This is a genomic window from Nocardiopsis sp. NPDC057823, assembly GCF_042797335.1.
GTDB lineage: Bacteria > Actinomycetota > Actinomycetes > Streptosporangiales > Streptosporangiaceae > Nocardiopsis > Nocardiopsis changdeensis.
Map to the genome: position 1 here is coordinate 49,281 of NZ_JBHVLR010000005.1, position 16,967 is coordinate 66,247.

The 16,967-nt window shown below is 75.2% G+C and carries 16 protein-coding genes; 5 read left to right on the forward strand and 11 right to left on the reverse strand.

Translation table 11 applies throughout. The annotated features are described in order from the left end of the window. Window positions 1-17: 17 nt before the first annotated feature. A complete protein-coding gene (locus ACFVNO_RS10780) occupies window positions 18-836 on the reverse strand; it encodes an alpha/beta fold hydrolase (RefSeq protein WP_355260388.1) in 819 nt (272 codons plus the stop codon). A gap of 92 nt (window positions 837-928) precedes the next feature. Continuing rightward, window positions 929-1,594 (reverse strand): DUF4097 family beta strand repeat-containing protein, encoded by a 666-nt coding sequence (locus tag ACFVNO_RS10785; protein WP_355260391.1) that lies wholly within the window; start codon window positions 1,592-1,594, stop codon window positions 929-931. A gap of 223 nt (window positions 1,595-1,817) precedes the next feature. Between ACFVNO_RS10785 and ACFVNO_RS10790 the strand changes: the two genes are divergently transcribed. Both ACFVNO_RS10790 and ACFVNO_RS10795 read left to right on the forward strand, forming a co-directional pair. Then, window positions 1,818-2,576 (forward strand): helix-turn-helix domain-containing protein, encoded by a 759-nt coding sequence (locus tag ACFVNO_RS10790; RefSeq protein ID WP_378891493.1) that lies wholly within the window; start codon window positions 1,818-1,820, stop codon window positions 2,574-2,576. Window positions 2,577-2,645: 69 nt separating this feature from the next. Continuing rightward, the gene (locus ACFVNO_RS10795; RefSeq protein WP_355260397.1) at window positions 2,646-3,497 is read left to right on the forward strand and encodes a MerR family transcriptional regulator; all 852 of its coding nucleotides are present in this window, start codon (window positions 2,646-2,648) and stop codon (window positions 3,495-3,497) included. A 4-nt stretch (window positions 3,498-3,501) separates the two neighbouring features. Here ACFVNO_RS10795 and ACFVNO_RS10800 read toward each other — a convergent pair whose 3' ends face one another. Together ACFVNO_RS10800 and ACFVNO_RS10805 are read right to left on the reverse strand one after the other, a co-directional pair. Next, the gene (locus tag ACFVNO_RS10800; protein WP_355260400.1) at window positions 3,502-4,155 is read right to left on the reverse strand and encodes a response regulator transcription factor; all 654 of its coding nucleotides are present in this window, start codon (window positions 4,153-4,155) and stop codon (window positions 3,502-3,504) included. Continuing rightward, window positions 4,152-5,390 (reverse strand): histidine kinase, encoded by a 1,239-nt coding sequence (locus ACFVNO_RS10805; RefSeq protein ID WP_355260403.1) that lies wholly within the window; start codon window positions 5,388-5,390, stop codon window positions 4,152-4,154. Before ACFVNO_RS10805 ends, ACFVNO_RS10800 begins: the two co-directional genes overlap by 4 nt. 154 nt (window positions 5,391-5,544) lie before the next feature. Here ACFVNO_RS10805 and ACFVNO_RS10810 point away from each other — a divergent pair, with 154 nt between their 5' ends. Further along, window positions 5,545-6,483: an ABC transporter ATP-binding protein gene (locus ACFVNO_RS10810; RefSeq protein WP_378891498.1), complete on the forward strand. Its 939-nt coding sequence runs from the start codon at window positions 5,545-5,547 to the stop codon at window positions 6,481-6,483. Beyond that, on the forward strand, window positions 6,480-7,295 hold the full coding sequence (locus ACFVNO_RS10815) for a hypothetical protein (RefSeq protein WP_378891501.1): 816 nt from the start codon (window positions 6,480-6,482) through the stop codon (window positions 7,293-7,295). Before ACFVNO_RS10810 ends, ACFVNO_RS10815 begins: the two co-directional genes overlap by 4 nt. A 16-nt stretch (window positions 7,296-7,311) precedes the next feature. Here the strand turns inward: ACFVNO_RS10815 and ACFVNO_RS10820 are convergent, their stop codons facing one another. After that, entirely contained in the window at window positions 7,312-8,163 is an 852-nt protein-coding gene (locus tag ACFVNO_RS10820) for a helix-turn-helix transcriptional regulator (protein WP_378891504.1), read from the reverse strand. 113 nt (window positions 8,164-8,276) lie between these two features. Here ACFVNO_RS10820 and ACFVNO_RS10825 point away from each other — a divergent pair, with 113 nt between their 5' ends. Next, a complete protein-coding gene (locus tag ACFVNO_RS10825) occupies window positions 8,277-8,879 on the forward strand; it encodes an NADPH-dependent FMN reductase (protein WP_220564018.1) in 603 nt (200 codons plus the stop codon). A 41-nt stretch (window positions 8,880-8,920) separates the two neighbouring features. Here ACFVNO_RS10825 and ACFVNO_RS10830 read toward each other — a convergent pair whose 3' ends face one another. The 6 genes from ACFVNO_RS10830 to ACFVNO_RS10855 all read right to left on the reverse strand — a co-directional run bounded on the left by ACFVNO_RS10830 (window position 8,921) and on the right by ACFVNO_RS10855 (window position 16,765). Next, window positions 8,921-9,589 (reverse strand): response regulator transcription factor, encoded by a 669-nt coding sequence (locus ACFVNO_RS10830; RefSeq protein ID WP_355260416.1) that lies wholly within the window; start codon window positions 9,587-9,589, stop codon window positions 8,921-8,923. Beyond that, the gene (locus tag ACFVNO_RS10835) at window positions 9,586-10,926 is read right to left on the reverse strand and encodes a sensor histidine kinase (RefSeq protein ID WP_378891509.1); all 1,341 of its coding nucleotides are present in this window, start codon (window positions 10,924-10,926) and stop codon (window positions 9,586-9,588) included. Before ACFVNO_RS10835 ends, ACFVNO_RS10830 begins: the two co-directional genes overlap by 4 nt. Window positions 10,927-10,978: 52 nt before the next feature. Then, the gene (locus tag ACFVNO_RS10840; protein ID WP_378891512.1) at window positions 10,979-12,976 is read right to left on the reverse strand and encodes a serine hydrolase domain-containing protein; all 1,998 of its coding nucleotides are present in this window, start codon (window positions 12,974-12,976) and stop codon (window positions 10,979-10,981) included. A gap of 253 nt (window positions 12,977-13,229) precedes the next feature. Further along, window positions 13,230-15,563, reverse strand: coding sequence for an ATP-binding cassette domain-containing protein (locus tag ACFVNO_RS10845; protein ID WP_378891515.1), 2,334 nt, complete (start codon window positions 15,561-15,563; stop codon window positions 13,230-13,232). Between the two features lie 69 nt (window positions 15,564-15,632). Further along, on the reverse strand, window positions 15,633-15,944 hold the full coding sequence (locus tag ACFVNO_RS10850; RefSeq protein ID WP_355260428.1) for a hypothetical protein: 312 nt from the start codon (window positions 15,942-15,944) through the stop codon (window positions 15,633-15,635). Between the two features lie 56 nt (window positions 15,945-16,000). After that, complete coding sequence (locus ACFVNO_RS10855) at window positions 16,001-16,765, reverse strand: L,D-transpeptidase family protein (RefSeq protein WP_378891518.1); 765 nt, start codon at window positions 16,763-16,765, stop codon at window positions 16,001-16,003. Window positions 16,766-16,967 lie beyond the last annotated feature (202 nt).

A 16,967-nucleotide genomic window follows, 5' to 3' on the forward strand; every position in this document is an offset into this window, starting at 1 on the left:
CGGCGCCGCCGGGGCGGTCAGCGGCCGCGGCCGTCCAGGGCGGCGACCTCGCGCACCGCGCCGGCGACGGCCCGGAAGTCCTTCCGGAGGATCGCGCCGTGGTTGCTCGGCACCTTCGCGAAGAGCCGGATGTTCTCGTTGCGCTCGTACACCGCGTCCATGCCGGCCCGGATGACCTCCTGCTCGTCGCCCTTGCTCCCGAAGGACGTCCCCGAGGCGAGGACGTACCTCGTCGGCACGGTGATGGAGTCCAGGACGGCGCCCAGCTCCTTCTCCCCGCCGAGCAGGCCGAGCTCGATGTTGCTCTGCGCCATCTGCTCGGCGTTCATCCGGGGGAGCAGCCCGGTGGGGCGCAGCAGCGGCCCGAGCAGGGCGACCCGCCGGAACATCACGCGGATCCGCTGCGCCATGGCCTCGTCCATCCAGTCGTAGGGCTGGGCGCCGTCGACCATGACCGCCCCGATCGCGCGTTCCGGGTTCCGGGCGGTCCAGTGCGACGCGACGTAGGCGCCGTAGGACCAGCCCACCACCAGCGCCCGCTCCACGCCCCGGGCGTCCAGGACCGCGGTCACGTCGCGGACGGCGGCCTCGAAGGAGTAGTCCGAGGAGGTCTTGGACCTTCTGCCGCGGGCGCGCTCGTCGTAGGTGATGTGCCGCCACTGCGGGCCGAGCTCGGCGATGGTCCGCCGCCAGTAGCCCTGGGTGGCGAACTGGCCGTTGAGGTAGACCACGGGGGTGCCGGTCCCGCCGGTGTCGGTCACGGCCAGGGCCGTGTCGTCCACCGGCACCATGCCGGTCCAGGGGGTCTCGGTGCGGGTTCCGTTGCCGCCGGTCATGTTCCTTCTCCTTGTGTCTTCGTGCGGTGTGCGGTGCGGGGGCGTGCCGGTCGGGGTGCGGGCGGGTGGGCCGCCCGCACCGGGTCGGCGTTTCAGAGGCTGCGGGCGGTGATGTCGCCCATGTCGGTGGTGGCCCGGATGTCGAGCGCGGCGGTGCCGTCGTTGCGGAGCCCGTTGTCGATGCGGCCGAGGCCGGTACCGGCGTCCAGCGAGGCGGACACCCCGGCGGCGGCGGTCACCGAGATGTCTCCGGAGCCGGTGCGCAGCACGACCTCGCCCGCGGCGGCCTCGTCGATGCGGATGTCGCCCCGGTCGGTCCGGATCTCGGCCGGGCCGGTGAGGCGGCCGACCTCGACGTCGCCGTCGAGCACGGCCAGGCGCAGGGCCGCGGCCTCGTCGATCTTGGTCTGCCGGTAGGCGCCCTCGAAGACGACCTCGCCCAGTCGGCCGACCCCGCGCAGTTCGGCGCCGCCGGTGCGGCCCTCGACCCGGGAGCCGGAGGGGACCTGGACGGTGACCTCCAGGGCCCCGGTCGGGCCCAGCAGGCGGTTCCCGGTTTCCGGGGTGAGGATCCGCAGCACGCCGTCGTCGTAGGTGACGGAGGTCTGCTCGGCGGCCTTGGCGTCGCGGCCGCGGCCGGCCTTGGCGGGCCGGACCTCGACGGTGCTGTCGGACCGGTCGGCGGCGATGATCTGGACGCGCCCGGCGGGGATGTCCAGGACGACGGAGACCGGGGTGGTGGTGTCGAACTTCTCCATGGTGCTCTCTCCTTGCACTCGCTGTTTCCGATGATGGAAACGCTACGTTGCATTCGCGGATCTGGCAACACACTCGTTGCCAAGAGATTGAGTATTAGCAGGTAGATACGTCATATTCTTTGCAATGGGATGTCGATTAACGCAACAGGATGATCGCCTCGTGTTGCATTGATTGAAGCCGAACGCTACGCTGGGCCCATCAGCGGACAGAAAGGGGCCCACGGTGCCGGGAGGCAGGCTCACCCAACAGGAGCGCCGGCGGATCGCGCAGGGGCTGGCCGACGGCCTCGCCTACGCCGAGATCGCCCGCGACCTGGACCGTCCCACCTCGACGGTCACGCGCGAGGTGATGCGCAACGGCGGCCCCACCGCCTACCACGCCGACCTGGCCCAGCGGGCCACCGAGCGCCGCGGGCGCCGGCGTAGGAAGGCCGAACCAGGGGGCCGCTCCTCCGGCCCGGGCGCCCGCGACGACGCCGCGCTGGCCGAGTACGAGGAGAAGTTCACGGCCATCTTCGTGCAGCAGGGCCTGCCCACGATGACGGCCCGGGTGCTGACCTGCCTCTTCACCGCCGAGGCCGGGAGCCTCACCGCGGCCGAGCTCGTCGACCGGCTCCGGGTCAGCCCGGCGTCGGTCTCCAAGGCGGTCACGTTCCTGGAGGGCCAGGGCCTCCTCCGCCGGGAGCGGGACGAGGGCCGCCGCGACCGCTACTTCGTCGACGACGACGTGTGGTACCAGTCGGTGATCGCCAGCGCCCGGGGCACCGCCGAGCTCGCCGAGACCGCGCGGCAGGGCGTCGACCTGGTCGGACGCGGCAGCGTGGCCGCCACCCGGCTGGAGAACGTCGCGCGCTTCAGCGACTTCATCAGCGAGAGCATCCTGCGCGCCGCCGAACAGGTCCGCGACGTCCTCCACACGAAACCCCCGGCGGTCCCGGACGAGCCGCCCCGGGAGGAGCGGGGGAAGCGGGACCGGGACTGACCGCCCGGGGGGGCGGGGCGACGGCGGCGGGGTTGACCTTGCGGTTACTGGAGGGCGCACACTCGTCGCATGCTCTCCATCAAGGACTTCAGCGAGATGTGCCGCCTCTCGCCGCAGACGCTCCGCTTCTACCACGCCGAAGGCCTCCTGGTCCCCGCCGAGGTCGACGAGCGGACCGGGTACCGCGGGTACGAATTCGCGCAGATCGAGACCGCGATGACGGTCATGGCCCTGCGCGGGGCCGGGATGAGCGTCAAGCTCGTACGGCGGGCCCTCGACGAGCCCGCGTCCGCCGCCGACCTGCTGCGGGAGCACACCGAGGAGCTGCGGCTGAAGCGCGCGGCCGAGGACGACGCCATCGCCACCGCGCGTGAGCTGCTGACCGCCCGGCCGACGGTGCGCCGGGGCACCGCGCCCGGCCGCGCCGTGGTGACCGCGGTGGCGCCCGACCCCGAGTCCCCGCCCACCGAACTGGAGGACGACGTCTGGGGGCCGACCATGACCTCCGTCGCCGCCACCGCGCGCGGGCTGGCCGCGCTGGTGGAGGAGCACGGCGGCCGGGTCGCCGGCCCGGCGTGGGCGTCCATGACCCTGGAGACCGAGGAGCAGCTGCACCGGTACCACTCGGCCGAAGGCCCCGTATGGCGGGTCGACGTCCCCGTCGCCGGGGACACCGCAGCGCTCGCGGAGCACGCCGAGGTCCGGGCCTTCGAGTCCCGCGAGGAGCTGTCCGTGTTCATCCCGGGCGCGCAGTCCATGGCCAAGTACGGCACCGCCCTGTCGATGCTGGCCTCGCACCGCGTCGAGGACATGATCATCGACATGTCGGCCATCCGCCTGGTCCTCCACGACGACGGCGTCGAGACCGCCATCCGGCTGATCCCCCTGGCCGACTTCATGGAGGACGAGGTCCCCGCCTAGGCCGTCATCCGGACGGCCGCTCCGGAGCCCGCAGCCCCGCCTCCCTCCCCAGGAGTCCGGCCCGGGTCCGGTTGGTGAGGCCGAGGCGGATGAGCAGGCGCGACACGTACCCCCGTACCGTCGACTCCGCCAGGAACAGCCGCGCCCCGATCTCCGCGTTGGTCATCCCCTCCGCCAGGCACCCCAGGAGGTCGCGGTCCCGCGGGCTCAGCCCCGCGACCAGCTCGCGGGCGCGCGCCGACACCCCGGACCGCCCCGTGAACCCGCCCGCGACCTCCCGGGACAGCACCGCGTGCCCGCCCGCCGCCACCCGCACCAGCCCCACCAGGTCCTCCATGGGGGTGGACTTCACCAGGAACCCGGCCGCACCGGCCTCCAGGGCGCGCGCCACGTGGGAGTCGTCGGCGAACGTGGTCAGCGCGACCACCGCCGGGGGATCGGGCAGGGCGGCGATGCGCTCGGTGGCGGCGATCCCGTCCACCCCCGGCATCCGCAGGTCCATCAGTACGACGCGCGGCCGGTGCCGGAGCACCGCCTCCACCGCCTCCGCCCCGTCGGCCGCCTCGCCCACCACACGCAGGTCCTCGGCCGCGCCGAGGATGACCCGCAGGTGCTCGCGGACCATCGGCTCGTCGTCCACGAGCACCACGTCGATCACCGTTCCTCCTCCGTTCCCTCCCCGGGCAGGGGCACCACGGCCGCCACCAGGAATCCGTCGCCGTCCCGTCCGGCGCGCAGGGACCCGCCCAGCATCTCCACCCGGTGCCGCAGCCCCTCCAGGCCGGTCCCGGTCCCCTCGATGAGGGGACCGGTCCGATCGTCCTCCACCGGGTTGGCCGCCTCCACCAGCACCGCGCCGCGCTCGCGGACCACCCTGAGCCGGACCGCCGCGCCGGGGGCGTGCTTGCGCGCGTTGGTCAGGCACTCCTGGACCACCCGGTGCAGGGCCCGCGCCACATGGGGCGGCAGGCCGGCGAGGTCGTCCGGAACGTCCGGCTCCACCGCCTGCCCCGCCTCCCGCGCCTCGCGCACCGGCGCCAGCGGATCGGGGACGCCGACCGCCGGCCCGAAGGACACCGGCGGGTCCGGCCGCACCGAGGCCGGGTCGTTCAGCACACCGACGATCTCGCGCAGCTCGTCGACGGCCCGCCCGCCCGCGGCCCGGATGCGGTCGGCGACCTCGCGCACCCCGGGGTCGGCGGACGCGGCGGCCAGCGCTCCCGCCTGGAGAACGATCAGGCTGACCTGGTGCGACACCACGTCGTGCATCTCCCGGGCCAGCCGCCGGCGCTCGTCGACGCGGGCCCGCTCGGCCAGCAGCGCCCGTTCGCGCTCCTCCTGCCGGGCCCGTTCCCTCCGCGCCTGCGCCAGGCGCCCGTACAGGGCCAGGGCCGCGCCGCCCAGCACCGGCGAGGAGGCGTTGAGCGCCTCCAGGAACGCGAACCCCTCCGTCCCGCGCACGACGGCGATGAACACCGCGTAGCCGACGAAGGCGGCCGCCCCCACCGCCGCCCCGCGCGGACCGCGCGCCCACCTCACCAGGTTCGCGGCGGCCCACGCCAGGACGAGGACCGGCCACACCAGGCCGCCCACCAGGGCCAGCTCCCGCCAGGCCCCGCCGGCCAGGTACGGGAGCACCGCCAGGACCACCGCCGCCGCGGCGACGGTGCCCGGGAACCGGGGGCCCAGGGGCACCAGCACCGCCGACGCGCCGGCCATGCCCGCGGCGCCGGCGAGGACCGGGAGCGGCCCGGCCCCGTCGATGACCACCAGGCAGAACACGCCGTTGGCGACGGCGAGGAGCCCGAAGGCGCAGGCGAGCAGGATCGCCCCGCGACGCGCGGGCCGCCCCCTTCCGGGCGGCGGGGCCGGGGGAACCGCGTGGTCGTCCATGCCCCCACCGTAGGCGGCGGGCCCCCTCCCGGACCCGTCCGGGCGGGGATCGACGACATTCGTCGTCTCCCTCACCGCATTCGGCGCTCCCGCCGCCACACCCCCGGGCGGTTGCCTGGTGGTGACGGACGAAGGACGACGGAGGGCGGACGGCGTGATCGAAGTCGAGGACCTGAGCAAGCACTACGGCCGGACCCGGGCGGTGGACGGCCTGACGTTCACCGCGCCCTCCGGCTGCGTCACCGGGTTCCTGGGTCCCAACGGCGCGGGCAAGAGCACGACCATGCGGATGATCCTCGGGCTGGACCGGCCCACCGGCGGCCGGGCCGCGATCGACGGGCTCCGCTACCGGGACCTGCCCGACCCGCTCCGGGCGGTGGGCGCCGTGCTCGACACCGACGGGATACCGCCCGGCATGACCGCCGCGGGGCACCTGCGCTGGGTGGCGGCGGCCGCGCGCCTGCCCGACCGGCGGGTGGACGAGGTGCTGGGCGCGGTCGGGCTGTCCGGGGTCGCCGGGAAACGGGTGGGCGGCTTCTCGCTCGGCATGCGCCAGCGGCTGGGCATCGCCACCGCCCTGCTGGGCGACCCCGGGACCCTGGTGCTCGACGAGCCGGTCAACGGGCTCGACCCGGAGGGGGTCCGGTGGGTGCGCACGCTGATGCGGTCGCTGGCCGCGGAGGGTCGCACCGTGCTGGTCTCCAGCCACCTCATGGGGGAGATGGCCGAGACCGCGGACCGTGTGGTCGTCATCGGCCTGGGGCGGCTGATCGCCGACACCACCGTGGCGGACCTGGTCCGCAAGGGTGCGGGCGGCCGGGTCCGGCTCGGCGGGCCGCGGCCCGGGCCGCTCGCCGCCGTCCTGCGCGACCACGGCTGCACCGTCGAGACCGATGCCGGGGACGGGACCGCCGACCTGCTGGTCACCGGGGCCGAGGCCGCCGACGTGGGTGAGCTGGCCGCGAGGTACGGGCTGGTGCTGCACGGGCTGACGACGGAGCGGCCCAGCCTGGAGGACGTGTTCATGGAGCTCACGGGCGCCGACGCGGGTCACGTGTCCGCGCCGGTGGCCCGGACGGGAGGGAGGCGATGACCGCCGGGGTACGGGAGAACGGACGGGGGACGCGCCCGGGCCCGGGGTTCGGGCCGGTGCTGCGGTCGGAGTGGCGCAAGTTCCTGGCGACGCCCGCCAACCGGCTCGTGCTGGTGCTGGCGTTCGTGCTGACGGTGGGCGTCACCGTGCTCATGGTGGTGTTCGGCGACAGCGCCGCGATCGCCCGCGAGCAGGCGGAGGGCGAGTACGCCGTCATCTTCTTCGCGGGAGGGTTCGGCACGCTGGCCTTCGCCGGCCTCGCGGGCGGCATGGTGGCGTCGGAGTTCCGCGGTCCCGCGGTGTGGACGCTGGCCGCGTCCCCCCGCCGGTGGCGCCCGCTGCTGGCCAAGCTGGTCATCGTGGCGGCGCTGGCGCTGGTGGTGGGACTGGCCGTGGCCCAGGTGAACTTCCACGTCAGCCAGGCCGCCCTGCGCGCGGCGGGGGAGCCGACGCTGAGCCTGGGCGCGCCGGGGATGCTCCGGGCGACGCTGGTCTACATCCCGCTGGGGATGGCGGTACAGGCGGTGCTCACGGCGTGCGCGGCCGCGGTGCTGCGCAGCGCGGCCGGGGCGTTCACGGCGGTGTTCCTGGTCAACCTGCTGCCGGTGGTCACGGCCCCCTTCCTGGGGGAGTGGTGGATGGAGAGCGTGCCCCGGTTCACCTACGGCGCGGCGACGGAGAGCGTCGCGGGCATCGCGGTCCCGGGAAGCGAGGGGTACCTGCCCACCGCGGCCGCCGTGCTCGTGCTCGTGGCGTGGGTGGCGGTCTTCGTGGCGGTCGCGGTGGCGGTGTTCGAACGCCGGGACGTGTGACCGGGGAGGGCGGGGGTCAGCCGGCCGCGGGGGCGCCCGCGGCCGCCCGGTCGCGCAGGCGCGCGACGGCGGCCTCCGTCGCCTCGTCGGCGGGCAGCATGACCAGCACCTGCTGGTCCCGCGGGGACGCCTCCAGGACCTCCCGGTGCAGGTGGAGGACCCCGGCCGAGGGGTGCGCCAGGGTCAGCACCCCGCGCTCGGGGAGCCTGTGGCTCTGGAGGCGGTCGGTGAACTCCGGGCCCGCCACCGGGGCGAGCTCGGCGCCCATCCATTCCGCGGACTCCCGGGACGGCGCCGTCCACAGGTCGAACGCCTGCTCGTCGGCGACGGCGCCCCAGTCGGGGAACAGCTCCCGCGCCCGGGGGTCGGTGAACACGTACCGGGTCAGGTTGGGGAACCCGCCGTCCGCCCCCGACCCCTCCAACAGGCCGGTCCCCGCGAACACCGCGTCGAACCCGCGCGTGCGGGCCAGCAGGTCGCCCAGCCGGTTGGTCACGGCCGCCGCCCCCGGCTCCAGCAGCCCCAGCGTCCGCAGGACGGTCGGCGCGACCTCCCGGTCCGGCGGCGCGGGGCGGTTGTGGGAGGGGCACCCGCCGCCGGTGATCTTGGCCAGGTAGAGCAGGTGCCCGCGCTCCGAGCCGTCGAGTCCGAGCGCGTCGCCCAGCGCGTTCACGACGGCGGGCGACGGGTTGCCGTCGCGCCCCTGCTCGATCCGGGTGAGGTATTCGACGCTGATCCCCGCCAGCGAGGCGAGGTCCACCCGGCGCAGCCCGGGGGAGCGGCGGCGGTGGCGGGCCGGCAGGCCCAGCGCCTCCGGCTGGATGGCGTCGCGCCTGGCCCGGATGAAATCGCCCAGAGGAGTACCCATGCCGCGATCCTAGGGCGGGCCCGCCCGGCGGGTCACGGCCTCAGCGTGGCCCTGTGGGGGCCAGCCTGACCACGGCCTGTTCACGTCCGCCGCCGGGGCGGATCGTGGTCGGCATGGACAACACAGCACACGCTTTCAAGCTCGTGATCGTCGTCGGCAGCGTCCGGGAGGGCCGGTTCGGCCCCACGGTCGCCTCCTGGGTCGCCGACAGGGCGGACGCCCACGGGGCCTTCGAGGTGGAGGTCGTCGACCTCGCGGACTTCGACCTCCCCCTGGCCCTGCCCGCGGTCCCGCCGAAGATGGCGGGCGACGCCTACCCCTTCCCGGACTCCCTGGCCCCGTTGACAGAGGCGCTGTCGGGGGCGGACGCGTTCATCCTGGTCACCCCCGAGTACAACCACAGCTACCCGGCCTCGCTGAAGGCCGCCATCGACTGGCACTTCACCCAGTGGGCGGCCAAGCCGGTCGGCTTCGTCAGCTACGGGGGAGCGGCGGGCGGCCGCCACGCGGTGCTGCACCTGGAGAACGTGCTGACGGAGCTGCACGCGGTGACCGTCCGCGACGGCCTGAGCTTCCCCAACTACTTCTTCACCTGGGAGGACGGCCTCCCGCGGGACCCCGAGGCCGAGGGGTACGCCAAGGCGATGCTGGAGCAGCTGGCCTGGTGGGCCGGGGCGCTGCGGGCCGCCCGTGCGGCGGCCCCCTACCCGGGGTGAGGGGCGCCGGGCGGGGCCGCGGCCCCGCCCCCCTTCCCGGGTCAGGGCCGGGCGACCCCCGTCCGGTAGGCCCAGACCACCGTCTGCAGCCGGTCCCGGGTGCCGATCTTGGCCATCGCCCGGGTCAGGTGCGACTTCACCGTGCTGGTCTCGATGAACAGCGCCCCGGCGATCTCCGCGTTCGACATCCCCTGTGCCAGCAGCCGCACGATGTCCGCCTCCCGGGCGGTGAGCAGGCCCCGCGCGTCCGGGTCGGCTCCGCCCGGGGGCCTGCGCCGGGCGAACTCGGCCATGACCCGGCGGGTCACCGCCCGGTCCACCAGCCCCTGCCCGCTCGCGAGCCGCCGGACCGCGTCCACCAGGTCGTCGGGGTCGGTGTCCTTGAGGACGAACCCGGCGGCCCCCGACTCCAGCGCCCCGAACACGTACTCGTCGAGGTCGAAGGTGGTGATCACGAGGATCTCCGGCGGCCGCTCGCCGGGCCGCCGGGCCGACCGCTCCAGGATCTCCCGGGTCGCCGCCAGCCCGTCGCCGCCCGGCATGCGCACGTCCATGCAGACCACGTCGGGCCTGAGCCGGGACGCCAGCTCCACCGCCGACGGGCCGTCCCCCGCCTCGCCGACCACCTCGATGCCGTCGGCCATGTCGAGGATCACCCGGAACCCGGCCCGGACGATGGCCTGGTCGTCCACCAGCAGAACCCTGATCACCGCTCGCCCCCGTCCGCCGGCAACTCCCACCGCACCCGCCATCCTCCATCACCGGTGGGCCCGGCCTCCAGCGCCGCACCCACCACCTGGGCGCGTTCGCGCATGCCCAGCACGCCCAGCCCGCGGTGCTCCCGCCCGGTCGCACGGGCCCCGCCCGGCCCGTTCTCCACCTCCAGGACGAACCCCTCCGCCCCGTGCCGGAGCAGCACCCGCACCCGTGCCCCCGCGGCGTGGTCGCGGGCGTTGGTCAGCGACTCCTGCACCACCCGGTAGGCGGTGACGTCGGCGATCGGCGCCAGCCCGTACGGCTCGCCCTCGCGCACCACCTCGATCTCCGTGCCGAGTTCGCGCTCGGCGCCGACCAGCCGGTCCAGGTCGGCCAGCCCGGGCACGGGCGCGCCCTGTTCGGCCCCGGCGCCGCCGTCCTCGGCGGGGTCGCGCAGCGCGCCGACCACCGAGCGCAGGCCGGCCAGGGTCTCCCTGCCCTGGGACCGGACCCAGGCCATCGCCTCCCGGGCGGCCTCGTCGTCCCGGCCGATCAGCCTCTCCGCCGCCCCGGCCTGCACGACCATGCCGGACAGGTGGTGGGCGGCGATGTCGTGCAGTTCGCGGGCCATCCGGGTGCGCTCGGCCCGGATGGCCGACTCGGCGCGTTCCCGCTCGGCGCGGGCCTCCTCCGCGGCACGCGTCCGCAGCAGGCCGAGGTAGCGGCGCCGGGTGCCCACGTAGGCGCCGACCAGGGCGGGGAGCACGAACGTGGGAACGCCCGAGGCCAGCAGCTCCAGCCATGGCACCGCCGAGTCCCCGGAGGCCGGCGGCAGGTCCGCGGGCGGCGCCAGCAGCCCCTGGGCCGGACCGCCGACCAGCCAGTAGAGGACGACGGCGCCCGTGACCGCCCCGAGGAGCCGGGGCACGGGCAGCAGGGTCCCGCAGGTGTACGCGGCGATGAACAGCGCGAGCCCCTGGACCCCGACCTCCGGCGGCAGCAGCGCCATGACCGGCAGTTGGAGCGCCGTCCCGCCGACCAGGCACACGACCGGGTACCGGCGGCGCACGGCCAGCAGCAGCGACTGCGCGGCCATGGCGGCGGTGAGGACGGCCCCCGCGGCCGCGGAGAGCGCCACCGCGTCCACGTGGACCAACGAGAACAGCAGCAGCCAGAGCATCCCGACCGAGGCCGCCGCGACGGCCGCCGCCAGGGCCGCGTCCCTGCGGGCCCGCCCGCGCAGCCCCACCCGGTCCAGCAGCGCGTCCGCCAGTTCGCCCGCCCCGGAGAACGGCGTCGCCGGCACCGGCACCGCCGTTCGCGCGGCGGGGCCGTGGTCCTGCCCGCCCATCGGGTCCCCCTTCACTCGTCCGTGGACATGATCCCCGCCGACACCCGGGACCTCAGTACGTCGGGTCGAAGGAGAGCAGCCCGAAGGACAGCGCGAACCACGCCGTGCCCGCCAGTGCCGCCAGTACCAGCGCCCCGGCCGCGTACCGCTTCCACCCGGCACGGCGCCGGACGTCACCGGCCAGCGACCACGCGGCGGGGACGACGCCCAGCGCGCCGAGCAGCTGCAGACCGTGGAGGCCCAGCAGCACGGCCGCGGGCACCTCGTTCATCCCCATCAGGAACGACAGGACCAGCACCCACCCGACCGCGGCGGCCAGGGCCGCGGCCGTGCCGACCCGGGTGAGGACCCGGGCGGTGCGCCCCGCCCGGTCGCGCGCGGGCAGGGACAGGCTCCGGCGCGCCACCGCGCCGACCGGCCAGGAGAGCACGGCCACGAGCAGGACCGCCGGCGAGAAGGCCAGGACCGCCGGTGCCGCGACGTGCCCGGGGCCGGCGCGCAGGAACGCGGACGCCGGGTCGGTCCCGAGCGCCTCCACCCGGCCGTCCTCGGCGCGCATGGACAGCGTCCGGTGCCCGCCGACCTCCCTCCACAGCCACGGCTCGACCTCCTCGTACACCTGGGGGTGGCCGCTCGCGGTGCCGGGGGTGACCAGGATGGTGCCGTCCCCGCGGTCCCGGACCTCCAGCCCGCCGACGAGGTCGAGCACCGACAGGAAGTTGCTCTGGACGGCGCGGGTGCCGATGTAGCTCCCGTCCGCCATCGCGGCGTGCTCGGCGGCGGTGTCGGTCCCGGCCGCGGGCCCCTCCTCCCGGGGCAGGTAGCGGTCCATGAAACCGCCGGTGATCTCCTCCCGCAGGTAGTACCCCTGCCCGTCCGGGTACCCGCCGCCGTTGAAGGACACGAAGACGCCGGTGCCGTCTTCGGGGTGGATCTGCAGGTGGGAGTGGAAGTACATGCTGTCCCCTCCGTGCCCCAGCGCGGGCCGCCCGTTGCGGTCCTCCCGGTAGAACCCCAGGGCCATGCGCGGCCCCGCGGCGAGCGTGCCCAGGGAGTCCTCGTCCAGGGCCGGGGAGTGCATGAGGTCGAGGGTGTCCCCGTCCAGCCCCAGCCCCTCGAGGTCGCCCAGGTGGGCGAGCATGAACCGGGCCATGTCGGGGGCGGAGGTGGTCAGCGCCCCCGCGGGGGCGTCGGGGACGGTCTCGAACTCGCCGGCGGGCCCGGTGTCGTCGGTGTACCCGGAGGCCGGCCGGTCCCGGAACCCCTCGGGGAGCGGCTGGGCGAAGGTGGAGGAGTCCATGCCGAGCGGCTCGAACACGGTCTCCGCGACGTACTCCTCGAACGGCGCGCCGGCCGTGCGCTCGACGATGTACCCGGCCAGCGCGTTGCCGTAGTTGGAGTAGGCGGGCACGGTGCCCGGCGGGTACACCTGCTCGGGCGGGTCCTCGACCAGGTAGGAGCGCAGGTCGGGGGCGTCCTGGCCGCTGAGGAACATGCCCTTGATCCGCTCCTCGAACCCCGGGGTGTGCGTCAGCAGGTGCCGCAGGGTGACCGGCTCGTCGAACCGGGTGGGGAGGGTGAAGTCGAGGTACTCGTTCACGTCGGTGTCGAGGTCGAGGGCGCCCTCCTGGACCAGCCCCATCACCGCGGTCGCGGTGACCAGCTTGGACACCGAGGCGACCCGGAACAGGGTCTCCTCCGGGTCGACCGGGACGGGTCCGCCCCCGTCCGCGCCGGTGTCGGCGTACCCGTAGCCGCGGACGGTGAGGATCTCCCCGTCGTGGACGACGGAGACGACGGCGCCGGGGATGCCCGAGACGTCGAGGGCCCCGGGGACGACCCCGTCGAGCCAGGCGTTGACGTCCTGCTCGGTGAGCTCGGCGGTGGGCGGCGCCGCCGCGGGCGCGGGGGCGCCGTCGTTCGGGGCGCCGTCCCCGCCCGCGGGCGCGGCGCAGGCCGAGGCGAGGACGGCGAGGGCGGCGGCCGCGGCCGCCAGGGGGGCCGGGGCGCGGCGTGCGCGCGGCGGTGCGGTGGTCTTCGCGGGGATCACGGACCCCTCCTTCCGGTGGTGTGGTCCCAGCGTCGCGAAAACGGTGCCCCGGCCACATCGGACGCGGATCGGCACCGTGGTTGCGACCTTCGTCGGAGGCGCCGCCTCCTCGGGTCGGCCCATCGCTCCGTCGACCCGCCGCCCCGTCCACCCACCGCCCTGTCGACGCGTCCCCTTGTCGACTCGTCGCCGTGTCGCCTCCTCGACCCGGCGACACGGCGACACGGCGCTCCGCCGGCGGAGCGGCCTCACCTCACCGGACGAGGTCCTTGAGGTAGGCGGCGGTACGGCTCCCGGGCACGGCGGCCACCTCGGCGGGGGTGCCCGCGGCGACCACCCGGCCGCCCTCGTCACCGCCGCCGGGCCCCAGGTCGACGACGTGGTCGGCGGTGGCGACGATCCGCATCTCGTGCTCGGCGGCCACCACGGTCGCGCCCGCGTCGATGAGGTCGCGCAACCGCTCCATGAGCACGTCGGCGTCGTGGGGGTGCAGCCCGGTGGTGGGCTCGTCCAGCAGGTAGACGGTGTCGGCGACGGTGCGGCGCTGGAGTTCGGCGGCGAGCTTGATCCGCTGCGCCTCCCCGCCGGACAGCTCGGTGGCGGGCTGGCCCAGCCGCAGGTAGCCCAGGCCGACCGCGCTCAGGGTGTCCAGCGAGCGCGCCACGGAGGGCACCCGGGCGAAGAACTCCAGCGCCTCGTCCACCGACAGGTCCAGGACCTGGGCGACGGTGAGCCCCCGGTAGGCCACCCGCAGGGTGTCGGGGTTGTAGCGGGCGCCCCCGCAGTCGGGGCAGGGGGCGTAGGTGCTGGGCAGGAACAGCAGCTCCACGGACACGAACCCCTCGCCCTCGCAGGTGGGGCACCGCCCCTCGGGCACGTTGAAGGAGAACCGCCCGGGCCCGTACCCGAGCGCCTTCGCCTCGTCGGTGTCGGCGAACAGCCTGCGCACCGTGTCGAACAGCCCCGTGTAGGTGGCCGGGTTGGAGCGCGGGGTGCGGCCGATGGGCTTCTGGTCCACCCACACCGCCCGTCCGCGTGCGGCGGCGTGCTCCCCGATCGCGCCGAGCAGGGTGGACTTGCCCGAGCCGGACACACCGGTGACGGCGGTGAACACTCCCAGCGGTACGTCGACGTCGAGCCTGCGCAGGTTGTTGCGGTCGATCCCGCGCAGCTCCAGGGTCCCGGAGGGGGTGCGGCCGACCCGCTCGGGGACGGGGGGATCGAAGAGGTAGCGGCGGGTCACCGACTCCCCGACCTCCGCCAGCCCGGGCACCGGACCGCTGTAGAGCACCCGGCCGCCGTCGGCCCCCGCCCCGGGCCCCACGTCCACGACCCAGTCGGCTCCCCGCACGATGTCCATGTCGTGCTCCACGAAGCACACGGTGTTTCCGCCGTCGCGCAGCCGCCGCAGGATGCCCGACAGGGCCTCGCAGTCCGCCGGGTGCAGCCCGGCCGACGGCTCGTCCAGCACGTACACCACCCCGAACAGGGCGGTGCGCACCTGTGTGGCCAGCCGGATGCGCTGGAGTTCCCCGGTGGAGAGGGTGGGGGCGGGGCGGGCGGTGCCCAGGTAGCCCAGGCCCAGCTCCACCAGGACCCCGACGCGGGCGGTGATGTCCTGGACGAGGGCGCCCGCGGGGCCGGGGTCGTCGTGCCAGGGGGCGAGCAGGTCGGCCAGCGCGGAGAGCGGCATCCGGGCCAGCTCGTCGATGCTCCGGCCCGCGAAGGTCACACGCAGCGCCGCGGCGTTGAGCCGCCGCCCGTCGCACCCGCGGCAGGCCCGCTCGTCCATGAAGGAACGGGCGCGCTCCCTGCGGGCCTCGCTGGCCGAGGACGCGTACGCCTTGAGGACCAGCCGCCGGGCACTGCTGTAGGTGCCCTGGTAGGGGCGCTGCACCCGGCCCGCCTCCCGGACGGGGTGCACGGTGACCACCGGCTGTTCGTCGGTGAACAGGATCCATTCGCGCTCCTCGCTCGGGAGCTCGCGCCAGGGGCGGTGGACGTCGTACCCGAGGGTGTCGAGGATGTCGCGCAGGTTCTTGCCCTGCCAGGCGCCGGGCCAGGACGCGATGGCGCCGTCGGCGATGCTCAGGGACGGGTCGGGGACCAGCGACCCCTCGGTGACCTCGTACTCCACGCCCTCCCCGTGGCAGACGGGACAGGCGCCGACCGCGGTGTTGGGGGAGAAGGAGTCGGAATCCAGGTGTTCGGCCCCGGGCGGATAGGTCCCCGCCCGGGAGAAGAGCATGCGCAGCGAATTGGAGACCGCGGTCAGGGTGCCCACCGTGGACCGCCCCGAGGGGACCGAACGGGCCTGGGCCAGGGCCACCGCGGGCGGCAGCCCGGTGATGCCGTCGACGTCCGGCGCGGGCAGCTGCTGGAGGAGGCGGCGCGCGTACGGCGCGACCGACTCCAGGTAGCGGTGCTGGGCCTCGGCGTACAGGGTGCCGAACGCGATCGAGGACTTGCCGGACCCGGACACCCCGGTGAACGCGACGAGCGCGTCGCGGGGCAGGGAAACGTCCACGGCGCGCAGGTTGTGCACCCGCGCGCCGCGGACCCGGATGTGGGCGTCGGTGTTCTCCATGCTCAGAGGATTACCCGACGCGGCGCCGTTCCCGGTCCGCGGCCCGCCCCGGGGCCGCGGACCCGGGGGTCAGCCGGTGTAGTTGGGGTCCTCCGCGATGGGCGGGGCCGGGACCGCGCTGGGGGTGTCGGGGTCCCACGGGTCGTCCTGCGGCATCTCGGAGGGCACGGGGGCCGGGTCGCCCGGGTCCACGGGCGCGTTCCCCTCCTCCGTGGGCGGGTCGGTCGGAACGCCGGGGTGGCCTCCGTCGCCGGGGGTCGGGGCCGGGGTGGCGACGGCGGCCGGCTCGGCCGGGGCGTCGTCCGACGCGAGCGCCGGGGCGGCGCCGAAGAAGGCCGCCGCCATGGCGGCGACGATGAGCATCCGGGACTTCACTCGCATGGTCGACCTCTTGTCGTTCTCGCTGTCGGGTGTTCGGGGGTCCGCTCGGTGAGCGGTCATTCGGTGATCTCGACCGGGGTTCCCAGCGGCAGGCGCTCGGCCATCCAGGTGATGTCCTCGTTGGAGACCCGGATGCAGCCGTGGCTGACCTCGCCGCCCAGGCCCGACTCGTCGTCGGTGCCGTGCACCGCGAGCTGTCCGGGCCCGCCCGCGAAGGTCTCCAGGGTGTCGGAGTGCCCGCTGAGCCCGAAGGCGTAGGCGCCGTAGGCGCCCGCGGGGTCCGAGGGCCGGAGCAGCTCGGTGAAGTAGTACTCACCGGGCGGTGTCGGGGTCTCGCTCGTCCCGATGCCGATCGGGCCGGTCCGGAGCTCCTCCCCGCCCTCGACGACGGTGAAGGAGAACTCCGACATGTCGATCTCCACGCGGAACGCGGTGGCGGTGAGTTCGACGTCGTCGGCCTCGATCCAGCCGGTGGAGCCGTTGGGCCGCACCGGCAGCAGCACCTCCAGCCAGTCGCCCCGGACCTGTCGGACGAGGAAGGTGCGGTCCGCGCCGAAGTCGTTCGGGCTGGCGAGGGTGTGCACCACCTCGCCGCCGTCCGGCTCGGAGCGGACCTCGACCTCGTCGCCGACGGCCGTGGCGATGTAGGAGCCCTCGGGTGCCGCGGACTCCTCCGCCCGCCCGGACGTGCCGGAGGGTTCCTCCGGGGAGTCCGAAGCGGACGAGCAGGCGGTGGCCGCGGCCAGGACCGCGGCGGCGGCCAGGGCGGGCAGGGCCACGGAGGCTCCGCGGGGCATCAGGGATCGGCGCATGGGGTCCATCCGGTCGGGGTGGTCCGGCCGGGCTCTCCGTGCCGGACGCCATGAAGAGTGGACGAGGAATGTGAAGAACCCGTGTGGCCGCCGTGTGCGTCCTGTGTTCCGACCTGGGGAGACCTCTTCCGGCCCCGCCGGGCCGGCGGGCGGCGCCCGTACGATCGTCCGTGTCGGGGGCCCTCTCCCCCCATCGGCGAACGGAGGTCCT